We start from the raw sequence: 13,487 nt of genomic DNA, 5'->3' as shown, positions 1-13,487 counted from the left end.
GTAGGTAGAGTCTCTGTCAATTCGTCTTGTAAAACTTTAACTCGGCACCATTGAGCACCTCACCTCATGGAGATGCTGTCCCCATGGTAGATCGACCATTCCCCCCCGTAGACAGCCCTTCATCCTGCCTAGCCACCTACACCAACTTGTCATACTCAATTTCACCGTAGTCCAGCTTGATAATCCGATCGCCCAAATGGAAATAGCGATCGTCGTGGCTGATGACCAATACTGTTTTACCCCGTTGTTTTAGGTCAAACAAAATGTGGTTATAGAACAAATCGCGGAAGACCGGATCTTGGTCCGATGCCCATTCATCGAACAAATAAATCGGTCGATCGTCTAAATAGGCATGGAGCAATGCCAATCGCTTCCGTTGCCCCGTTGATAGGGCCGTTGTCGATAGCAATCCATCCTGCACTTGCACCTTGTGGGCAATTTGTAATTTCTCTAGGTAATCCTGGGCTTGGCGATCGAGGTCGTGACTGTCCTGCCCTACCACCCGTTCAAACAAATGAAAATCCGCAAACACCACGGAAAAATTTTCTCGATAGGCGCTCAGCGTTGCCGGGGTAATGGTGGTGCCGCCATACTTCACCGCTCCCGTTTCCGCCCGATACAATCCCACCAGCAATTTCGCAAGCGTTGACTTGCCACTGCCATTCCCCCCGACGATAAATACCATTTGTCCCGCAGGAATCGTGAGTTCAGGAATGCTTAAACGGAAGGGATGCTCATCGCGATCGGTGCGGTAAGTATGAACAATCTGGTCAAGCTGAATTGCTTGGGGGGGCACCTGTCGGGAAGATATAAAGGTCGCACTGGTCACCGGAATTTCCTTATTACTTTCCAGCGTCAACCCCATATATTCCACTTTCTGCAACGCGACGTTTGCTTTAAACAACAACGGTAAACGCTCTAATAAATTCCGAAAGGGCAACATTAAAAATGTCAGCGTTAAGATAAAAGCTGCCAGGGTGTTGGATGGAATGTTAATCAATTTTGGCAATGCAAATAGCACCATGCCAATAATCATAAAAAACAGTAAATTACCCCAACCCGTCGCCAAGGAAAATAGCGTCAGTGCCTGCACATTGTAGAGTTTGGAATTCAAGGCACTGGTTTCTAAATCCTGTTTGATAAACGATCGGCGTCGCTCATAGCTCAGCTTCAGTTCCTTAACGCCATCGGTCAAGGTGCGGAAATGCTTAAACAGAAAATCATCCTCTGCCCGTGCCAGCTTTAAATACTTCCTCGCTCGCCCTAGGAAATACTGCACACTGACGATCGACAACGCCATGAACACCAAAAGTCCCAGAAAAACAGGAATCGAAATGAATCCTAGATAAATCATGCAGGACACAATAATGGAAATGTCCACGCAGAGAAAGGGAATCGCAAAGACGGTATTGGCGATCGTTTGCACATCCTCCGTCAATGCTGCCAGAAGCTTGCTAGGGCCGAGGGCTTCTAGTTGGGAGAGGGGTGTGCTGAGAATGGCGTGGCTCAACCGTAGTCGCAGTCGATAAATGGACGTTTGTGCCAATCGGATTAGTAAAAACTGCGCCATCACTGTGGTTAACAAAGACAGCAGCGTCAGGACAACAAACAGCCCGATCGATATGGATTTACCCTCGATCGCTTGGTTAATCAAAGCAATTAATTGCGCACTGCAACCACCGCTAATTAATCCTGTAAGAATCGCGATCGTGACGTTTTGCCAGGAGGCTTTGAGCAGGAGCCAGAGAATGTTCATGGAGGATGTAACAGGTGACAGTGGGACGAAGGCGTGACGAAGTCTCAATGGATCAAAGATTGAAACGACTAATCGGATAGCTGAAACGACTGGAAAAACCCATCCACACTGCGGGTCAAATTTTTCTCTCGATTGGTTTTGACCACTAAGGTATAAACTCGCTGTTTCGCAATAAATACCCGCGCTCGTCCCGTCGCCCCTTCCTTGGGAAAAGTCAGCTTAAACTCAATACCGGGGTAGCCCTTCAGTGTCATACGACTTTCCGCCAAAATTTTGCCATTTTCCTGGCCGATCGTGCGGCGCAATCCTGCAAAGGCGTCTTCTAATTCGGCAGTTGTTTGATAAATGGGTGCCGAAAAATCCTCATAGGCGACGGAATAGCGCACTTCCTCCTGCGTCCGCTCCACTTCAAACCAATGCAAATCTCGATCTACCTGTTCTTTGACCTCTCCCGGCATCAACACCGTGAATTTTCCGGTCTCTGAGGTGAATTGCTTCCAAATTGACGGTGCAGTGGTCGGAGCCGTTTCCTGGGCAACAGTTGCTTTCTGCAAAGCTGGCAGGGTGGGCACCCCGATCGCGAAGGCTACCATCACCGTAATCTTCAAAATCGTTTTCATAGACAAATTTCCTGGAGGCTGAATGGTTGGCAAATCAATCTCTAGAGATTGAAAAATTGATTTAGACTTCCATTAACGTTTCAATTTCAGTAATTGTTGTTGGTAGTGCTGCCGTGATGACTTCCGAACCGTTGTCCGTCACAAGAACATCATTCTCAATCCGAATACCTCGGACATCGGCAAATTCGGCTAACCGCTCCCAATTCACCCGATCGGCATATTGGTCACGACGGCTAGCATCATTTAACAACGCAGGCACTTGGTAAAATCCGGGTTCGATCGTCACCACCATGCCCGCTTGCAAAGGCCGATCTAAGCGTAGATAGCCCAAGCCAAAGCGATCGCTGCGTTGTCGCCCCGCCGCATAGCCCGCTAAATCCCCCAAATCCTCCATATCATGCACATCCAATCCCAGCAAATGCCCCACCCCATGGGGAAAAAATAAGGCATGGGCATCGGTTGCCACTAAATCCTCCGGATCGCCCCGCAGAATTCCCAGGTCAACCAGCCCCGCTGCCAGGGTGGCGCAGGCCAGCAGGTGAATTTCCCGGTACTCCATCCCCGGTTTGACCGCTGCGATCGCTGCGTCATGGGCCGCAAGAACGACCTCATACACCGCCCGTTGGGTGGGTGAAAACTTGCCCGAAGTTGGCCAGGTGCGCGTTACATCCGCTGCCCAGCCATTTGCCGTTTCTGCACCCACATCCGCCAGCAATAAATCCTGGGGTTGTAGGACATGGTGATAATGCTCGTTGTGCAAGACTTCGCCGTGGACGGTGACGATGCTGTTGTAGGCCGTGGTCATGTTGTGGGCCAGAATCACCTGTTCCATGGCGGCTCGCACGGCGGCCTCCGTCTGGGCTAATTTCTGGGCCGATCGAGTGGCGGCCATCCCGGCTTTGTGGGCTTGGACGGTGACGGCTGCCGCTTGGCGCATGTCCGCGATCGCGGCGGCATCGTGGCCCAGCCGCAGTTGTACGATCGCCTCGGCTAAGGCCAGATCGCGATCTTCCGGATAGTTTGGCGCATTCACACTGCGATCGAGGACGTAGCATTGGTCGCTGCGTTGCTCATTACAGAGTCCGATCGTCGCCGCATCGATCGTCCATTTAGAAGGTTGCAGAACCGTTTGCGCGGTGGGTAATTCCCTGGGCCAGAGTTCCGCGAGGGGATAGGCTGCGTCGGCCCCGATTTCAGCAGCGATCTGTTCCCTTGTGGGCGACTCGCCATGCCACAGCGCCGCTCCCGCCGGGGCCTCGTCCATAAACAGAGTCAAGCGGCCATTTTGCAAATGAATAACGGCATTGGGCAGGGGCAAACCTGCAAAGTAGAGAAAATGGCTACTGGCGCGGAAGGGATATTGATTAGCCGGAAAATTCCGAGAGGGCCGATCGCCCGACCACAAAAGTACTGGAAAATCAACCAGTGTCGCGAGTTTTTGGCGTCGTTGTTGCAGAATTTGGGCGATCGGCATGGTGATGGCAAGTATGGGGAAAATGGCGATTAGGGTTGAAAAATGCCCTGACTATCATCATACGGCGCACATCATACGGCGCACATTGTACGGTGCATCATCCAATATCAGACAGGTAAAACTTGGATGGCTCAAACTCGGATGGCTCAAACTCAGATGGCTCAACTCGTGCCTCCACCAACCGCCTAGAGTTCAGCCCAGGTGTGGCTGGAACTGTCGAGGGGGAAAAAACTAACGGCGGATTTCAAAGCCTTCAAAGGGTTGGGAGTCTTCGTTATTGACGATGACTTGGTTGACCTTGGCGGAGAGTGGCCCTTGGTGGCACCAGCGCAGCATGGCATCAACTTGAGCCCGATCGCCCTGAAAAACGGCTTCTACCCGACCATCGAGTAAATTTCTGACCCAGCCGCTCAACCCTAGAATATTGGCTTGTGCCTTGGCTGAATAGCGATAGCCGACGCCCTGCACGCGGCCCGAAATCCACACATGGACACAAACCACCTCTTGACTCATGGCAACCTCCCTACGAAAATTTTCTGGAATGAATTTTCAGTCCCCAAATATTTCAATTTATCCTATGCATGGCGTTCCGCAGCCCTGTAATCTACGAATATTGGCAACAGAATCGTTACAGAAAGTTGACAAATTCTATGACTGAGTTACCACCGCTCAACACCGAAACCCTCTGGGGTATCCTACGCGATGCGATCGATGACGATACGGCCAATCAACTGGTTTGGCACTATCTAGGCTATCGGTTCGATCCTGAAACGGCTCAATGGGACAATACCCAGGTTGATGAAGACTGGCGGGAAGCCTACCCAGAACCGCCCAATTTCATTGAGAGTCGTCCGGCGACGGTGAAGCTGACCCGATCGATTCCCGCAGAAAATAAGCAACTTTTGAAGGAACAGTTGGGGTTTGAAGGATACAAAGTCAACGAGCTAGTGCCCCGAAAAACGCGCCGCGCGACGATGACGAATTGGCTGCTCAGTTACATGGCGATTCACCCGTTATCGCTCTAGGTGGGAGTTGAGGCGGAACGGCATAAAGCACGGGGAGTTCTAAATTTGGGGCCTTCCTACGAGTTGGCAGCAGAAGAGGCTCAGTTAGAAGTACAGGTTCGATCGTTCGATCGCGATTGTCCGATCGAACCCTTTCGGCTATACAGTCAATGATAATGATTCGGTACTCAGAAAACGGTACAGTGAACATTCACCAATGGCAATTAATGATCCACGATCGGCTGTAGATCCCTGTGGTTTCTGGATTCGGGACTAAGCAGCGGGATTCACTTTCCATTGATTTGTGAGTTAGGTTCAACCGATTATTTGTCGTCCGGTTTAGGATTTTCGAGGTCATCTAAGGTTTGCCAAATCAGTCGTTTGGCTTGCAGTTTCCAGCCCCAGCGTTGAATTGCGATCGCGAGTCCACCCCCTGCGATCGTGGCGATCAGATCGACGGGTTGCATAAAGGAAATACCAAATAGCAGCCCCAGCCCCGCAATGCCCCAAAATGGCAGTGCCACGGTTTGCCGTTGGTTCATCACCAGTTTGCTGATTGGATCCGTCGGAAGTTCTTGGTTGAGTTGCTCCTTGACCTCTTGGCGATCGGCCAAAGTGGTAGAAATGCCGACTTTGCGGCGCAGTTTTTCCAGTTTTCGGGCGTCGGTGCTGTACTGAGTCAGCTCATCCTCCGCCATCATCATTAAACGCTCGTATTGGCTCATGGGTCAGGGGTTCAACTTAGATTAGAGAATTGTTAAGTTTAGTATTGCATAAAGACTGAGGGAAAATGGAGCCAGAGAAACCGGAATTTGACTGAGTGAATATCGTGATTGTGATGTCATTCCGTTACCGTTGCGATGTTTCTTTGATATCGTTGCGATGTTATTACGATCGAACTCACTGATTTTTCCTAGATTAATTTTTGATTTTGAATTGTTTTCATTGCTAATTGACTCTGATTCACAATCTATTTGCTGAAAACTGTGAAATAGATTGTTGAAGATGTTTGTAAAGGGGAAATTTACAGCAGTGTGATGGATTTCCCCCTTGTGCCTAGCTAAGCCTCTCCCTAGAAGCTAGGGGAACTTTAAGAACAGATCCGTTGCATCGATCGATCAATCCGCTACATCATCCGACCGAACACCACCGCTCAACCGATCGAATCCGTGGGTTGCTGCCGTTGCATCCGGCTCACATACTTCCACTCAGACCTCGGCACCGGAACCGGCCTGCTCCAGAGCACACGGTCGGAGAAACGCAAAACATGCAACTGATCGATTGCTGCCTGCACTTCCCTGCGACTGCCTAATAGATAAAACTGCAACGGCTGCCGATCGTCGTTGATTACGCGATCGACTTCATCAAAACCAATAAACATGGGATTTCTCCTACTTGTAGAGATGGGAAGAAACCCCAAAAATTAAGACCACCCTTTTGCGCAAGACAAGTAGGGTGGCCCGATCGAATGTTACAATCCGTGTCAGACCGCCCAGCTGCCTGTTTCAGCTTGGGGGTTTAGCTGCCCTCTGTTGGCCTCAATCAACATTGGGTAGCGCCTTAATTTTTGGGAAACAAGCTGATTCAATCGGGAAGTCAAACACGGTTGTACTCAGCTATGAGAACTAAGCCTACGAACAAACCAAACTCCTGTCAAGTACTGAGATAATTTGCAATCATTGCCCCGCCTCACCATGCAAGACCCCCGGATCGACCAAGACTCCCCCTGGAAACTGGTTCTACGGGAACACTTCCCCGACGCGATCGCCTTCTTCTTTCCCGCAATCGATCGGCTCATCGACTGGACACACCCGATCGAATTCCTCGACAAAGAATTTCAGCAAATCACCCCCGACGCAGAACTAGGCCGACGCTTCGCCGACCAACTCGTCAAAGTCCATCGCAAACGCGGCACCCCCCTCATCCTCCTCATCCACCTCGAAATCCAAGCCGCACCCGAACACCACTTCCCCGAACGCATGTTCACCTACGCCATCCGCATCTTCGAATACTTTCACCAAATGCCCTCCAGTCTCGCTATCCTCTGCGATAGCCGCCCCACTTGGCACCCCCAACAATACACCAGCCAAACCCCCGGCAGCTCCCTCCAATTCCAATTCACCGCCATCAAACTCCTCGACTATCGATCGCGCTGGCCAGACCTCGAACAAAACCCCAACCCCTTCGCGATCGTCGTCATGGCCCACCTCAAAGCCCAAGAAACCAAAACCGACCCCTCCGCCCGCAAAACCTGGAAATTCAGCCTCGTCAAATGCCTCTACGAACGCGGCTACAATCGATCGGCCATCCTCAACCTCTTCCGCTTTATCGACTGGGTTATGATATTGCCAGAAGGATTAAAACGAACTTTCTGGGAAGACTTAAAACGCTACGAAGAGGATCGTCGAATGCCTTACGTCACCAGCGTTGAACAAATCGGCTACGAACGCGGCATCCAAGAAGGCCGTCAACAAGGCCAAGAACTGCTCATCTTGCAGCAACTCGCACGAAAATTTGGCTCTTTACCCCAACCCATTCACGAGCGTATTCACCAACTCTCGATCGAGCAACTCAACGCCCTAGCCCTCGCGATCTTCGACCTCACATCGATCGAAGACCTCACCACCTGGCTGGATGCTGCGAATGTGACCTAAAGAGGATCGTCGAATGCCTTACGTCACCAGCGTTGAACAAATCGGCTACGAACGCGGCATCCAAGAAGGCCGTCAACAAGGCCAAGAACTGCTTATCTTGCAGTTACTCGCACGAAAATTTGGCTCTTTACCCCAACCCATTCACGAGCGCATTCACCAACTCTCGATCGAGCAACTCAACGCCCTAGCCCTCGCGATCTTCGACCTCACATCGATCGAAGACCTCACCACCTGGCTGGATGCTTCGAATGTGACCTAAAAAGTAAAAAAAACAGAGCCTGCGGGAAAATCCATCAACAATTCCCGCACAGTCCAACCTTCTACAACTGCCCCTGCAATTGCGCTAACTGCGGCAACACCTGCTCAAACGCCCGTCCCCGGTGACTCAGCCGATGCTTCACCTCCGGCGACATCTCCGCAAACGTTTTCTGGATCTCCGGCACAAAAAAGATCGGATCATAGCCAAAGCCGCCCTCACCGCGCCGCTCCGACAAAATTTCCCCCGGACAGATCCCCTCCTCTTGGATCACGATCGTCCCATCCGGACGCGCCACCGCCAGCGCACAAATAAACTGCGCCCGCCGCTCCGTCGTCGAACCTAGCTCCCGCAACACCCGATCGATGCGATCGTCATCACTCGTGCCATAGCGCGCCGAAAACACCCCCGGCGCACCCTGCAACCCATCCACCGCCAACCCCGAATCATCGGCGATCGCCCAGTGCCCCGTCGCCAGCGCCACCTGCGACGCCTTCAAACAAGCATTCTCCAAAAACGTGACACCCGTTTCCTCCACATCCAACTCCGGCGGCTTCAGTTCTAACTCCCAGCCGGAATCCTCGCTGAAATAGGCTTGAATTTCCTGCAACTTTCCAGGATTGCCAGTGGCGACCACCAACACCGTCATGCTTTTTCCTTCCCAAACACAATTCAACGATCAACCGGAGCGAACGTCAAACAACGAACATCCCCAGAATAGCTTAGCCCCAATGCGCCCAAGCCCCAACCGATCGACCGTCCCAACCTCGATCATCCCAACCTCGATCGGGCACGGTTCAATCAAATCCAGTTCAATGGCCCCCCGCCTGCATTCTCCCCGCTTGCTGGCTTAACGCCGCCAACGCATCCCACGCCAACACATCCGCCACCATCGTCTCATAGCCCAACACATTGGGATGTAAGCCATCCTGCGTCAACCGATGATTGCACCAGGTCGTGCCCTTGGCCATCCAGCGCTCAAATAAATCCAGATAGGGAATGCCCCGTTGCTCACAGGCTTTGCGTGTTGCCTCTTTGTAGCGGAACTGATCAGCATGGTTGTAGTACAAGCAGTCCAAAAATGGCATCGCCGCTTCGTTGACAGGCACCATCCCCACAAAATACACCGGACATAGGCTCTGCGCCTGATCCAACAATTGCGCGATCGCCGACTGGAACGCCTCAAACTCTAAAAAATTCCGGCCATCCGATCGGCCCAGTCTCGGGGAATCATTCGTTCCCACCGATAAAATCAACGCATCCGGCTGCCGATTGCGCACCTCGCCCCGTAGCCGAAATTCCGTCTCCAACCGCTGCAACACCTGATTGATGCCATCACCCCGCACCCCCAAGTTATAGAGCACATGGTCAGTACAATCTGGGCTCATCCACTGGCGACGCAACCGTTCCACCCAGCCCCCTCCAATCGGATCCCCAAAGCCATAAACCAGGCTATCTCCCATGACGATCCAGCGCTGGGTTTGTTGTTTGAGCCGAATGGGTTGCGCGATCGTAGCAGTCGAAAAGTGCATAAATTCAGAGCTTTGAATAGAGGGGTTGAATCCAGAAATCGCAGTCAGGAGTGGATATTACTAAATTTAGATTGGCTAGGATGGGAAGATTAAAGCGTAGGCGCAACGTGGGTCTAGTCCCCAGGGCAGACCTACGGGATCACGTCAACCGATCGCCGTGATCGATCCGGTAAACCACCCAACCTTCCTGGCTTGGAATCTACCATTACCCCGAAAAATTTTCAAATCTTCATATTCCGTTGTCCAAGTTTATTTTGGCTGAAGTGCTGACTATCGCTGTGACCGAAGTCATTGTAAATTCTCCCAAACTTCCCTTTCTCCATTGGCTCACCGGGCACGATCGTGGGTCACAACCCCAAAAAGTGTGCTAGGCTATCCTGTCAATCTAGGGAAATTTGATCTACGCTGGATATCGAAGCGGTTTGATCTGCCTTAGCTTTGATGATTCTTTGATGATTCAAAGTTCGATCGGTTACAAGCTCGATCGGTCAAAATCGATTCACAGTCGATTAAACGTCGATAGTTTAAAGTTTCTGTTGTCTTATCTTTTGAGAGAGGCTGCTTTGCGTAAGTCCAAGACTACATCCAAGTCCGGATCCCTTCATAAACGCTCAACCCTGGATACTGAGCAGCTTATGCGGCGGGCGGATGATCTGATTAGTGCCGCGTCCAACCGCTACCGGATCACCGTGCAGGTGGCTAACCGAGCTAAGCGTCGTCGCTTTGAGGAATTTGATGCGGTGGAAGATCCCATGATGAAGCCGGTTATGCGAGCCATCATCGAAATGTCCGATGAACTGACCCAGCCGGAAATTATTGGGGAATAACAGCGAACCGAACCTGCTGTACGGCACCGAATTTGAGGAGATAGGCTAAGGGTAATTTGGAACCCTTCGCTTGTCTCTTCGTTGTTTCTGAAGGAATGACGGCCTGTATGACCCGCTCTGAGATCCACTATGTTTAAGCGTTTTTTTGGACTCTCGCTCACGATCGCGGTGCTTCTCATCGCCCAGCCCCTCCAGCCCCTAGTAGCCCAAACCGTAGGTGCTAACGAGGCCAGTCAGCAAATCTATCAGCAACTTCCCTTCCTGCCCCTGGAAAATCAGTACGTGAGCCGCGTTACAGGCAAGCAAGATGTCAAAGGCACGTTAATCAATCGGGTTATTCGCTATCACCTCTACACCAAGGGCCGACCCGCCAACTATCGCTTGGACTGGAAGCTGACCCTCGCCGATTATCTGGGGGCCAACGAAATTATGGATCCCGCCACCTATCCCGGCGCAGGCACCCTGAAAAGCAATCCTATGGAGGCCGATCGATCGGCCATACAAAAACTCGATCGTGCCCAGCGTAACGCCCTGGTACAAGCTCTGGTAGACACGCTGAACGCTGCCAAACGCCCTAGTCGGCCAACTCCAATGCCAACCGCTCAGCCCCAACCCGTCAACCCTCGCACGGGGGGCGCGTCTTTGCTAAAGTGACATCCAAACGCAAACGCATTGGCTAAGCAAAAAACAGTATGTCGCGGTTGGTGAAGTCTGGATCAGGGTGGCGGATCGGCTGGGATCCGACGGCAGAGGAATTTCCGGCCCTAGTAGGTTCGGAAGATTGGGCGATCGAACTGACCGCCGCCGAATTTGAGGATTTGTGCCAGTTGGCAGCGCAGCTAGATCAGACAATGCAGGCGATCGCCACGGAACTGATGGACGAAGAAACGATCGCCTGTGAGTTGGAAACCGATCGGCTCTGGTTGGAAGCGGAAGGCTTTCCCCATGCCTACAGCCTGCGCTGCATTCTGAATACAGGCAGAAGGGCAGAAGGGTTTTGGCCCTGTGCAGTCGTTGCAGAATTCTTGCAGGTGTTACAAACCATCCGGGTGTTTTGATGGCAAGATTGGCCTCCAAACTTTTTCAGCAAACTTGTTCCATAAGTTTCTTGAGAAAAGAGTTGCATAAATGAATTTGGTAGTGTTAGTATAGCTGAGCGCTGAACGCGAGTTCAGTTAACTGGTTACGGGGCGTAGCGCAGCTTGGTAGCGCACCACTTTGGGGTAGTGGGGGTCGTGGGTTCAAATCCCGCCGCTCCGATAGATTAAAACCTGCTCTTAGAGCGGGTTTTATCATTTTTTAGCTTTGACTGTTGAAGTCTGGTTTAGTGCCATTGCTGTTCTTGACATCTTCCTGGCTCTCCTCGATCGGGCCTTCTGAAATTTTCGGCTCAGCGGGAGACGGGTGAGCCAGTTGGCTCGAGAGTTGAATCAGAGCCGACTCGATCGGGGGTGAAAAGCTTAAAGCACCCGATCTGAGGTGCAGATCCTGTTGGGGGAAGGGAATTTCAATGTGCTTGGCTGTCAGCACGTCATAAATCCGAAAGAACAGCTCACTCTTGAGCACAAACTGCCGACTGGGTTCCCGAGTCCAAACTAACAACTCAAAATTTAAAGCACTATCTCCAAAGCCCGTAAAAAGAACATTCGGGGATGGAGTTTTGAGAATGTCCGGATAGCCCTGGGCCGCTTCCAGCAACGCCGATCGCACCACCTTGGGATCGGAGCCATAGGCCACCCCTACGGGAATATGTAAGCGAGAAATCGGATTGCTATGACTCCAGTTAATCACCTCCATCTCCAAAAAACGCGAATTGGGCACAATGATGGACACATGATCCAAGGTGCGAATTTCTGTACTGCGCCCTCCAATGCGTTCCACAGTACCTTTCAGCTCTCCCACTTCAATAAAATCCCCCACCTGGATAGGTCGCTCAAACACGAGGACTAATCCACTACTAAAATTCTTGGCAATATTCTGCAAACCTAGCCCAATTCCCAACCCCAATGCACTGGCTAAAATGGCTAGGGAACTAATGTCCAATCCCCACACTTGCAGCACAACCAAAGTGCCAATGGCAATCAAACTGTAGCGAGTGAGGATGACGATCGCCTCTTGAACCCCACGATTGATCCCAGCAAAACTCAACACCCGCGATCGCAGCAAATTGCTTAAGGTGCCTGCTAGGATAAACCAACTGATTAACAATCCCACCAAGATCAGTACGTCAATGACCGTATAGGACTTGTTCCCCAAGGTCAAAATAGACGATGTAAAACTTGAGAGGAGAATGCGAGTGATGTGGTAGCTCCATTGACGAGTGAAGGGGAAAAGATTGGTAATGTATAGGGCTGTCGCAATCCACAATCCTACCCGCGCGATCGTCCCACCGAGCTTAAAAATTAATTTTAAAAGTTTAGTATTATCGGTGCTGGACGAATCTCCTTCAGTGGCTGCAATCCGTTGCAGGAGACGTTGGCACGATCGTTGCTCTAACCATCTCAGCAACCGCTGCACCCCAAAGGCCACAATCACTAAGCCCACCGCAAGTACTGTCGTTTGGCGTAGGTAGCTGGTGGATCGTTCCGCTTGAGCCTGCTGGAGCGCGTTTTGGATCTGCGCTACCCAGAGAGTCGCTTGGTTAGATGGGGAATTGCCAGAAACGGTATCGGGATTGGTGACGGTTAATAAATAGCGATTATCTAAAAGAATAGTGGGTGCGCCATTGCGTTCTTCTAACTTGACCTGCATGGGCTCCGAGGCTTGCACCGCTTCTTTAATTTGGAGATTAATTAAATCGGCTCGTTCCTGCGCGCTAAATTGGCCAAAGGCACTGACTTGGAAGATCGGCTGCCCATCAATGACAACGGCGGCTGGGGAAGCGGTGGGCTGGGCAGTTGCAGGCTGAGCGATCGCAGAATTGAACCCCCATCCCAAACTGCAAGCCAAGCTGAGTAACCCTACAGTGACGATCATCGCCACTTTTGAGAACATTGATTTTGAGAACATTGATTTAGAGGAAGTTGCCTGGGAACGCATGGTAGGCCATCGCCGAGTAAGCGATCGTCGAGTAAGCGATCGCTGAAAAGAGAAGAGATTTCGTATCATCCACATTACGAATAAAGAACAGTGAAACTGAAATATAAAGATTATGAAAATGCTGTATTAATGAATTTCCCGTCTAATTTATGAAAATCATTAAATCAATCTAGGAGTTATTCCAGTAGCTTAAATCTTATGTTTCTAATTTCAATAGTCCGGACAATTTTAGCGAGGCAGGAGTGGACAGAGAAGCTATCCATCGGATAGGGTGCAAATTAATCCAAAACGCACCGGATGGATAGCCATATGGAAAATATTGTAC

General features: G+C 51.1%; 15 protein-coding genes and 1 tRNA gene. 7 read left to right on the top strand and 9 right to left on the bottom strand.

Annotated elements, in window-relative coordinates; translation table 11 throughout:
* Positions 1 to 136 precede the first annotated feature (136 nt).
* The 4 genes from ACN4EG_RS00080 to ACN4EG_RS00065 form a co-directional block, all read right to left on the bottom strand.
* A complete protein-coding gene (locus ACN4EG_RS00080) occupies positions 137 to 1,756 on the bottom strand; it encodes a cyclic peptide export ABC transporter (RefSeq protein WP_431627044.1) in 1,620 nt (539 codons plus the stop codon).
* Between the two features lie 68 nt (positions 1,757 to 1,824).
* Entirely contained in the window at positions 1,825 to 2,376 is a 552-nt protein-coding gene (locus ACN4EG_RS00075; protein ID WP_431627043.1) for a hypothetical protein, read from the bottom strand.
* A gap of 61 nt (positions 2,377 to 2,437) precedes the next feature.
* A complete protein-coding gene (locus tag ACN4EG_RS00070; protein ID WP_431627042.1) occupies positions 2,438 to 3,850 on the bottom strand; it encodes an aminopeptidase P family protein in 1,413 nt (470 codons plus the stop codon).
* Positions 3,851 to 4,081: 231 nt separating this feature from the next.
* Positions 4,082 to 4,363, bottom strand: coding sequence for an acylphosphatase (locus ACN4EG_RS00065; RefSeq protein ID WP_431627041.1), 282 nt, complete (start codon positions 4,361 to 4,363; stop codon positions 4,082 to 4,084).
* Between the two features lie 137 nt (positions 4,364 to 4,500).
* Between ACN4EG_RS00065 and ACN4EG_RS00060 the strand changes: the two genes are divergently transcribed.
* Entirely contained in the window at positions 4,501 to 4,875 is a 375-nt protein-coding gene (locus ACN4EG_RS00060; protein ID WP_431627040.1) for a DUF1823 family protein, read from the top strand.
* 302 nt (positions 4,876 to 5,177) lie between these two features.
* On the opposite strand, the gene ACN4EG_RS00055 is transcribed toward ACN4EG_RS00060, so the two are convergent.
* Together ACN4EG_RS00055 and ACN4EG_RS00050 are read right to left on the bottom strand one after the other, a co-directional pair.
* Positions 5,178 to 5,579, bottom strand: coding sequence for a hypothetical protein (locus tag ACN4EG_RS00055; protein WP_431627039.1), 402 nt, complete (start codon positions 5,577 to 5,579; stop codon positions 5,178 to 5,180).
* A gap of 428 nt (positions 5,580 to 6,007) precedes the next feature.
* Positions 6,008 to 6,235, bottom strand: a complete 228-nt coding sequence (locus ACN4EG_RS00050) for a hypothetical protein (protein ID WP_431627038.1) — start codon at positions 6,233 to 6,235, stop codon at positions 6,008 to 6,010.
* Between the two features lie 313 nt (positions 6,236 to 6,548).
* Between ACN4EG_RS00050 and ACN4EG_RS00045 the strand changes: the two genes are divergently transcribed.
* Together ACN4EG_RS00045 and ACN4EG_RS00040 are read left to right on the top strand one after the other, a co-directional pair.
* A complete protein-coding gene (locus tag ACN4EG_RS00045) occupies positions 6,549 to 7,508 on the top strand; it encodes a DUF4351 domain-containing protein (protein ID WP_431627037.1) in 960 nt (319 codons plus the stop codon).
* A gap of 13 nt (positions 7,509 to 7,521) precedes the next feature.
* On the top strand, positions 7,522 to 7,767 hold the full coding sequence (locus tag ACN4EG_RS00040; protein ID WP_431627036.1) for a DUF4351 domain-containing protein: 246 nt from the start codon (positions 7,522 to 7,524) through the stop codon (positions 7,765 to 7,767).
* Between the two features lie 61 nt (positions 7,768 to 7,828).
* Here ACN4EG_RS00040 and rdgB read toward each other — a convergent pair whose 3' ends face one another.
* Positions 7,829 to 8,413 (bottom strand): RdgB/HAM1 family non-canonical purine NTP pyrophosphatase, encoded by a 585-nt coding sequence (gene rdgB, locus ACN4EG_RS00035; RefSeq protein WP_431627035.1) that lies wholly within the window; start codon positions 8,411 to 8,413, stop codon positions 7,829 to 7,831.
* Between the two features lie 163 nt (positions 8,414 to 8,576).
* The gene (locus ACN4EG_RS00030; RefSeq protein ID WP_431627034.1) at positions 8,577 to 9,296 is read right to left on the bottom strand and encodes a GDSL-type esterase/lipase family protein; all 720 of its coding nucleotides are present in this window, start codon (positions 9,294 to 9,296) and stop codon (positions 8,577 to 8,579) included.
* Positions 9,297 to 9,859: 563 nt separating this feature from the next.
* Here ACN4EG_RS00030 and ACN4EG_RS00025 point away from each other — a divergent pair.
* The 4 genes from ACN4EG_RS00025 to ACN4EG_RS00010 all read left to right on the top strand — a co-directional run bounded on the left by ACN4EG_RS00025 (position 9,860) and on the right by ACN4EG_RS00010 (position 11,383).
* The gene (locus ACN4EG_RS00025) at positions 9,860 to 10,123 is read left to right on the top strand and encodes a DNA-directed RNA polymerase subunit omega (protein WP_431627033.1); all 264 of its coding nucleotides are present in this window, start codon (positions 9,860 to 9,862) and stop codon (positions 10,121 to 10,123) included.
* A 129-nt stretch (positions 10,124 to 10,252) separates the two neighbouring features.
* Entirely contained in the window at positions 10,253 to 10,777 is a 525-nt protein-coding gene (locus ACN4EG_RS00020; RefSeq protein ID WP_431627032.1) for a hypothetical protein, read from the top strand.
* 38 nt (positions 10,778 to 10,815) lie between these two features.
* Entirely contained in the window at positions 10,816 to 11,181 is a 366-nt protein-coding gene (locus tag ACN4EG_RS00015; protein WP_431627031.1) for a DUF1818 family protein, read from the top strand.
* A gap of 128 nt (positions 11,182 to 11,309) precedes the next feature.
* Positions 11,310 to 11,383 (top strand) — tRNA-Pro (locus tag ACN4EG_RS00010).
* A 39-nt stretch (positions 11,384 to 11,422) separates the two neighbouring features.
* Here ACN4EG_RS00010 and ACN4EG_RS00005 read toward each other — a convergent pair.
* Positions 11,423 to 13,117: a mechanosensitive ion channel family protein gene (locus ACN4EG_RS00005; protein ID WP_431627030.1), complete on the bottom strand. Its 1,695-nt coding sequence runs from the start codon at positions 13,115 to 13,117 to the stop codon at positions 11,423 to 11,425.
* Between the last annotated feature and the right edge of the window lie 370 nt (positions 13,118 to 13,487).

Origin of the sequence: Alkalinema pantanalense CENA528 (assembly GCF_050753345.1) — a bacterium.
In the GTDB taxonomy this organism is placed as follows: Bacteria; Cyanobacteriota; Cyanobacteriia; order Leptolyngbyales; family Leptolyngbyaceae; genus Alkalinema; species Alkalinema pantanalense.
Note: the sequence above shows the minus strand (reverse complement) of the source record. Positions and strands in the feature narration are given on the sequence as shown.

What these genes read in the sequence shown, in the direction of transcription:
- ACN4EG_RS00045 (WP_431627037.1), top strand. Translation starts at nt 6,549, where the DNA reads ATGCAAGACCCCCGGATCGACCAAGACTCCCCCTGGAAACTGGTTCTA.
- ACN4EG_RS00075 (WP_431627043.1), bottom strand. Translation starts at nt 2,376, where the DNA reads ATGAAAACGATTTTGAAGATTACGGTGATGGTAGCCTTCGCGATCGGG.
- ACN4EG_RS00060 (WP_431627040.1), top strand. Translation starts at nt 4,501, where the DNA reads ATGACTGAGTTACCACCGCTCAACACCGAAACCCTCTGGGGTATCCTA.
- ACN4EG_RS00030 (WP_431627034.1), bottom strand. Translation starts at nt 9,296, where the DNA reads ATGCACTTTTCGACTGCTACGATCGCGCAACCCATTCGGCTCAAACAA.
- ACN4EG_RS00005 (WP_431627030.1), bottom strand. Translation starts at nt 13,117, where the DNA reads ATGTTCTCAAAAGTGGCGATGATCGTCACTGTAGGGTTACTCAGCTTG.
- ACN4EG_RS00050 (WP_431627038.1), bottom strand. Translation starts at nt 6,235, where the DNA reads ATGTTTATTGGTTTTGATGAAGTCGATCGCGTAATCAACGACGATCGG.
- ACN4EG_RS00070 (WP_431627042.1), bottom strand. Translation starts at nt 3,850, where the DNA reads ATGCCGATCGCCCAAATTCTGCAACAACGACGCCAAAAACTCGCGACA.
- ACN4EG_RS00065 (WP_431627041.1), bottom strand. Translation starts at nt 4,363, where the DNA reads ATGAGTCAAGAGGTGGTTTGTGTCCATGTGTGGATTTCGGGCCGCGTG.
- ACN4EG_RS00015 (WP_431627031.1), top strand. Translation starts at nt 10,816, where the DNA reads ATGTCGCGGTTGGTGAAGTCTGGATCAGGGTGGCGGATCGGCTGGGAT.
- ACN4EG_RS00040 (WP_431627036.1), top strand. Translation starts at nt 7,522, where the DNA reads ATGCCTTACGTCACCAGCGTTGAACAAATCGGCTACGAACGCGGCATC.
- ACN4EG_RS00080 (WP_431627044.1), bottom strand. Translation starts at nt 1,756, where the DNA reads ATGAACATTCTCTGGCTCCTGCTCAAAGCCTCCTGGCAAAACGTCACG.
- ACN4EG_RS00055 (WP_431627039.1), bottom strand. Translation starts at nt 5,579, where the DNA reads ATGAGCCAATACGAGCGTTTAATGATGATGGCGGAGGATGAGCTGACT.
- rdgB (WP_431627035.1), bottom strand. Translation starts at nt 8,413, where the DNA reads ATGACGGTGTTGGTGGTCGCCACTGGCAATCCTGGAAAGTTGCAGGAA.
- ACN4EG_RS00020 (WP_431627032.1), top strand. Translation starts at nt 10,253, where the DNA reads ATGTTTAAGCGTTTTTTTGGACTCTCGCTCACGATCGCGGTGCTTCTC.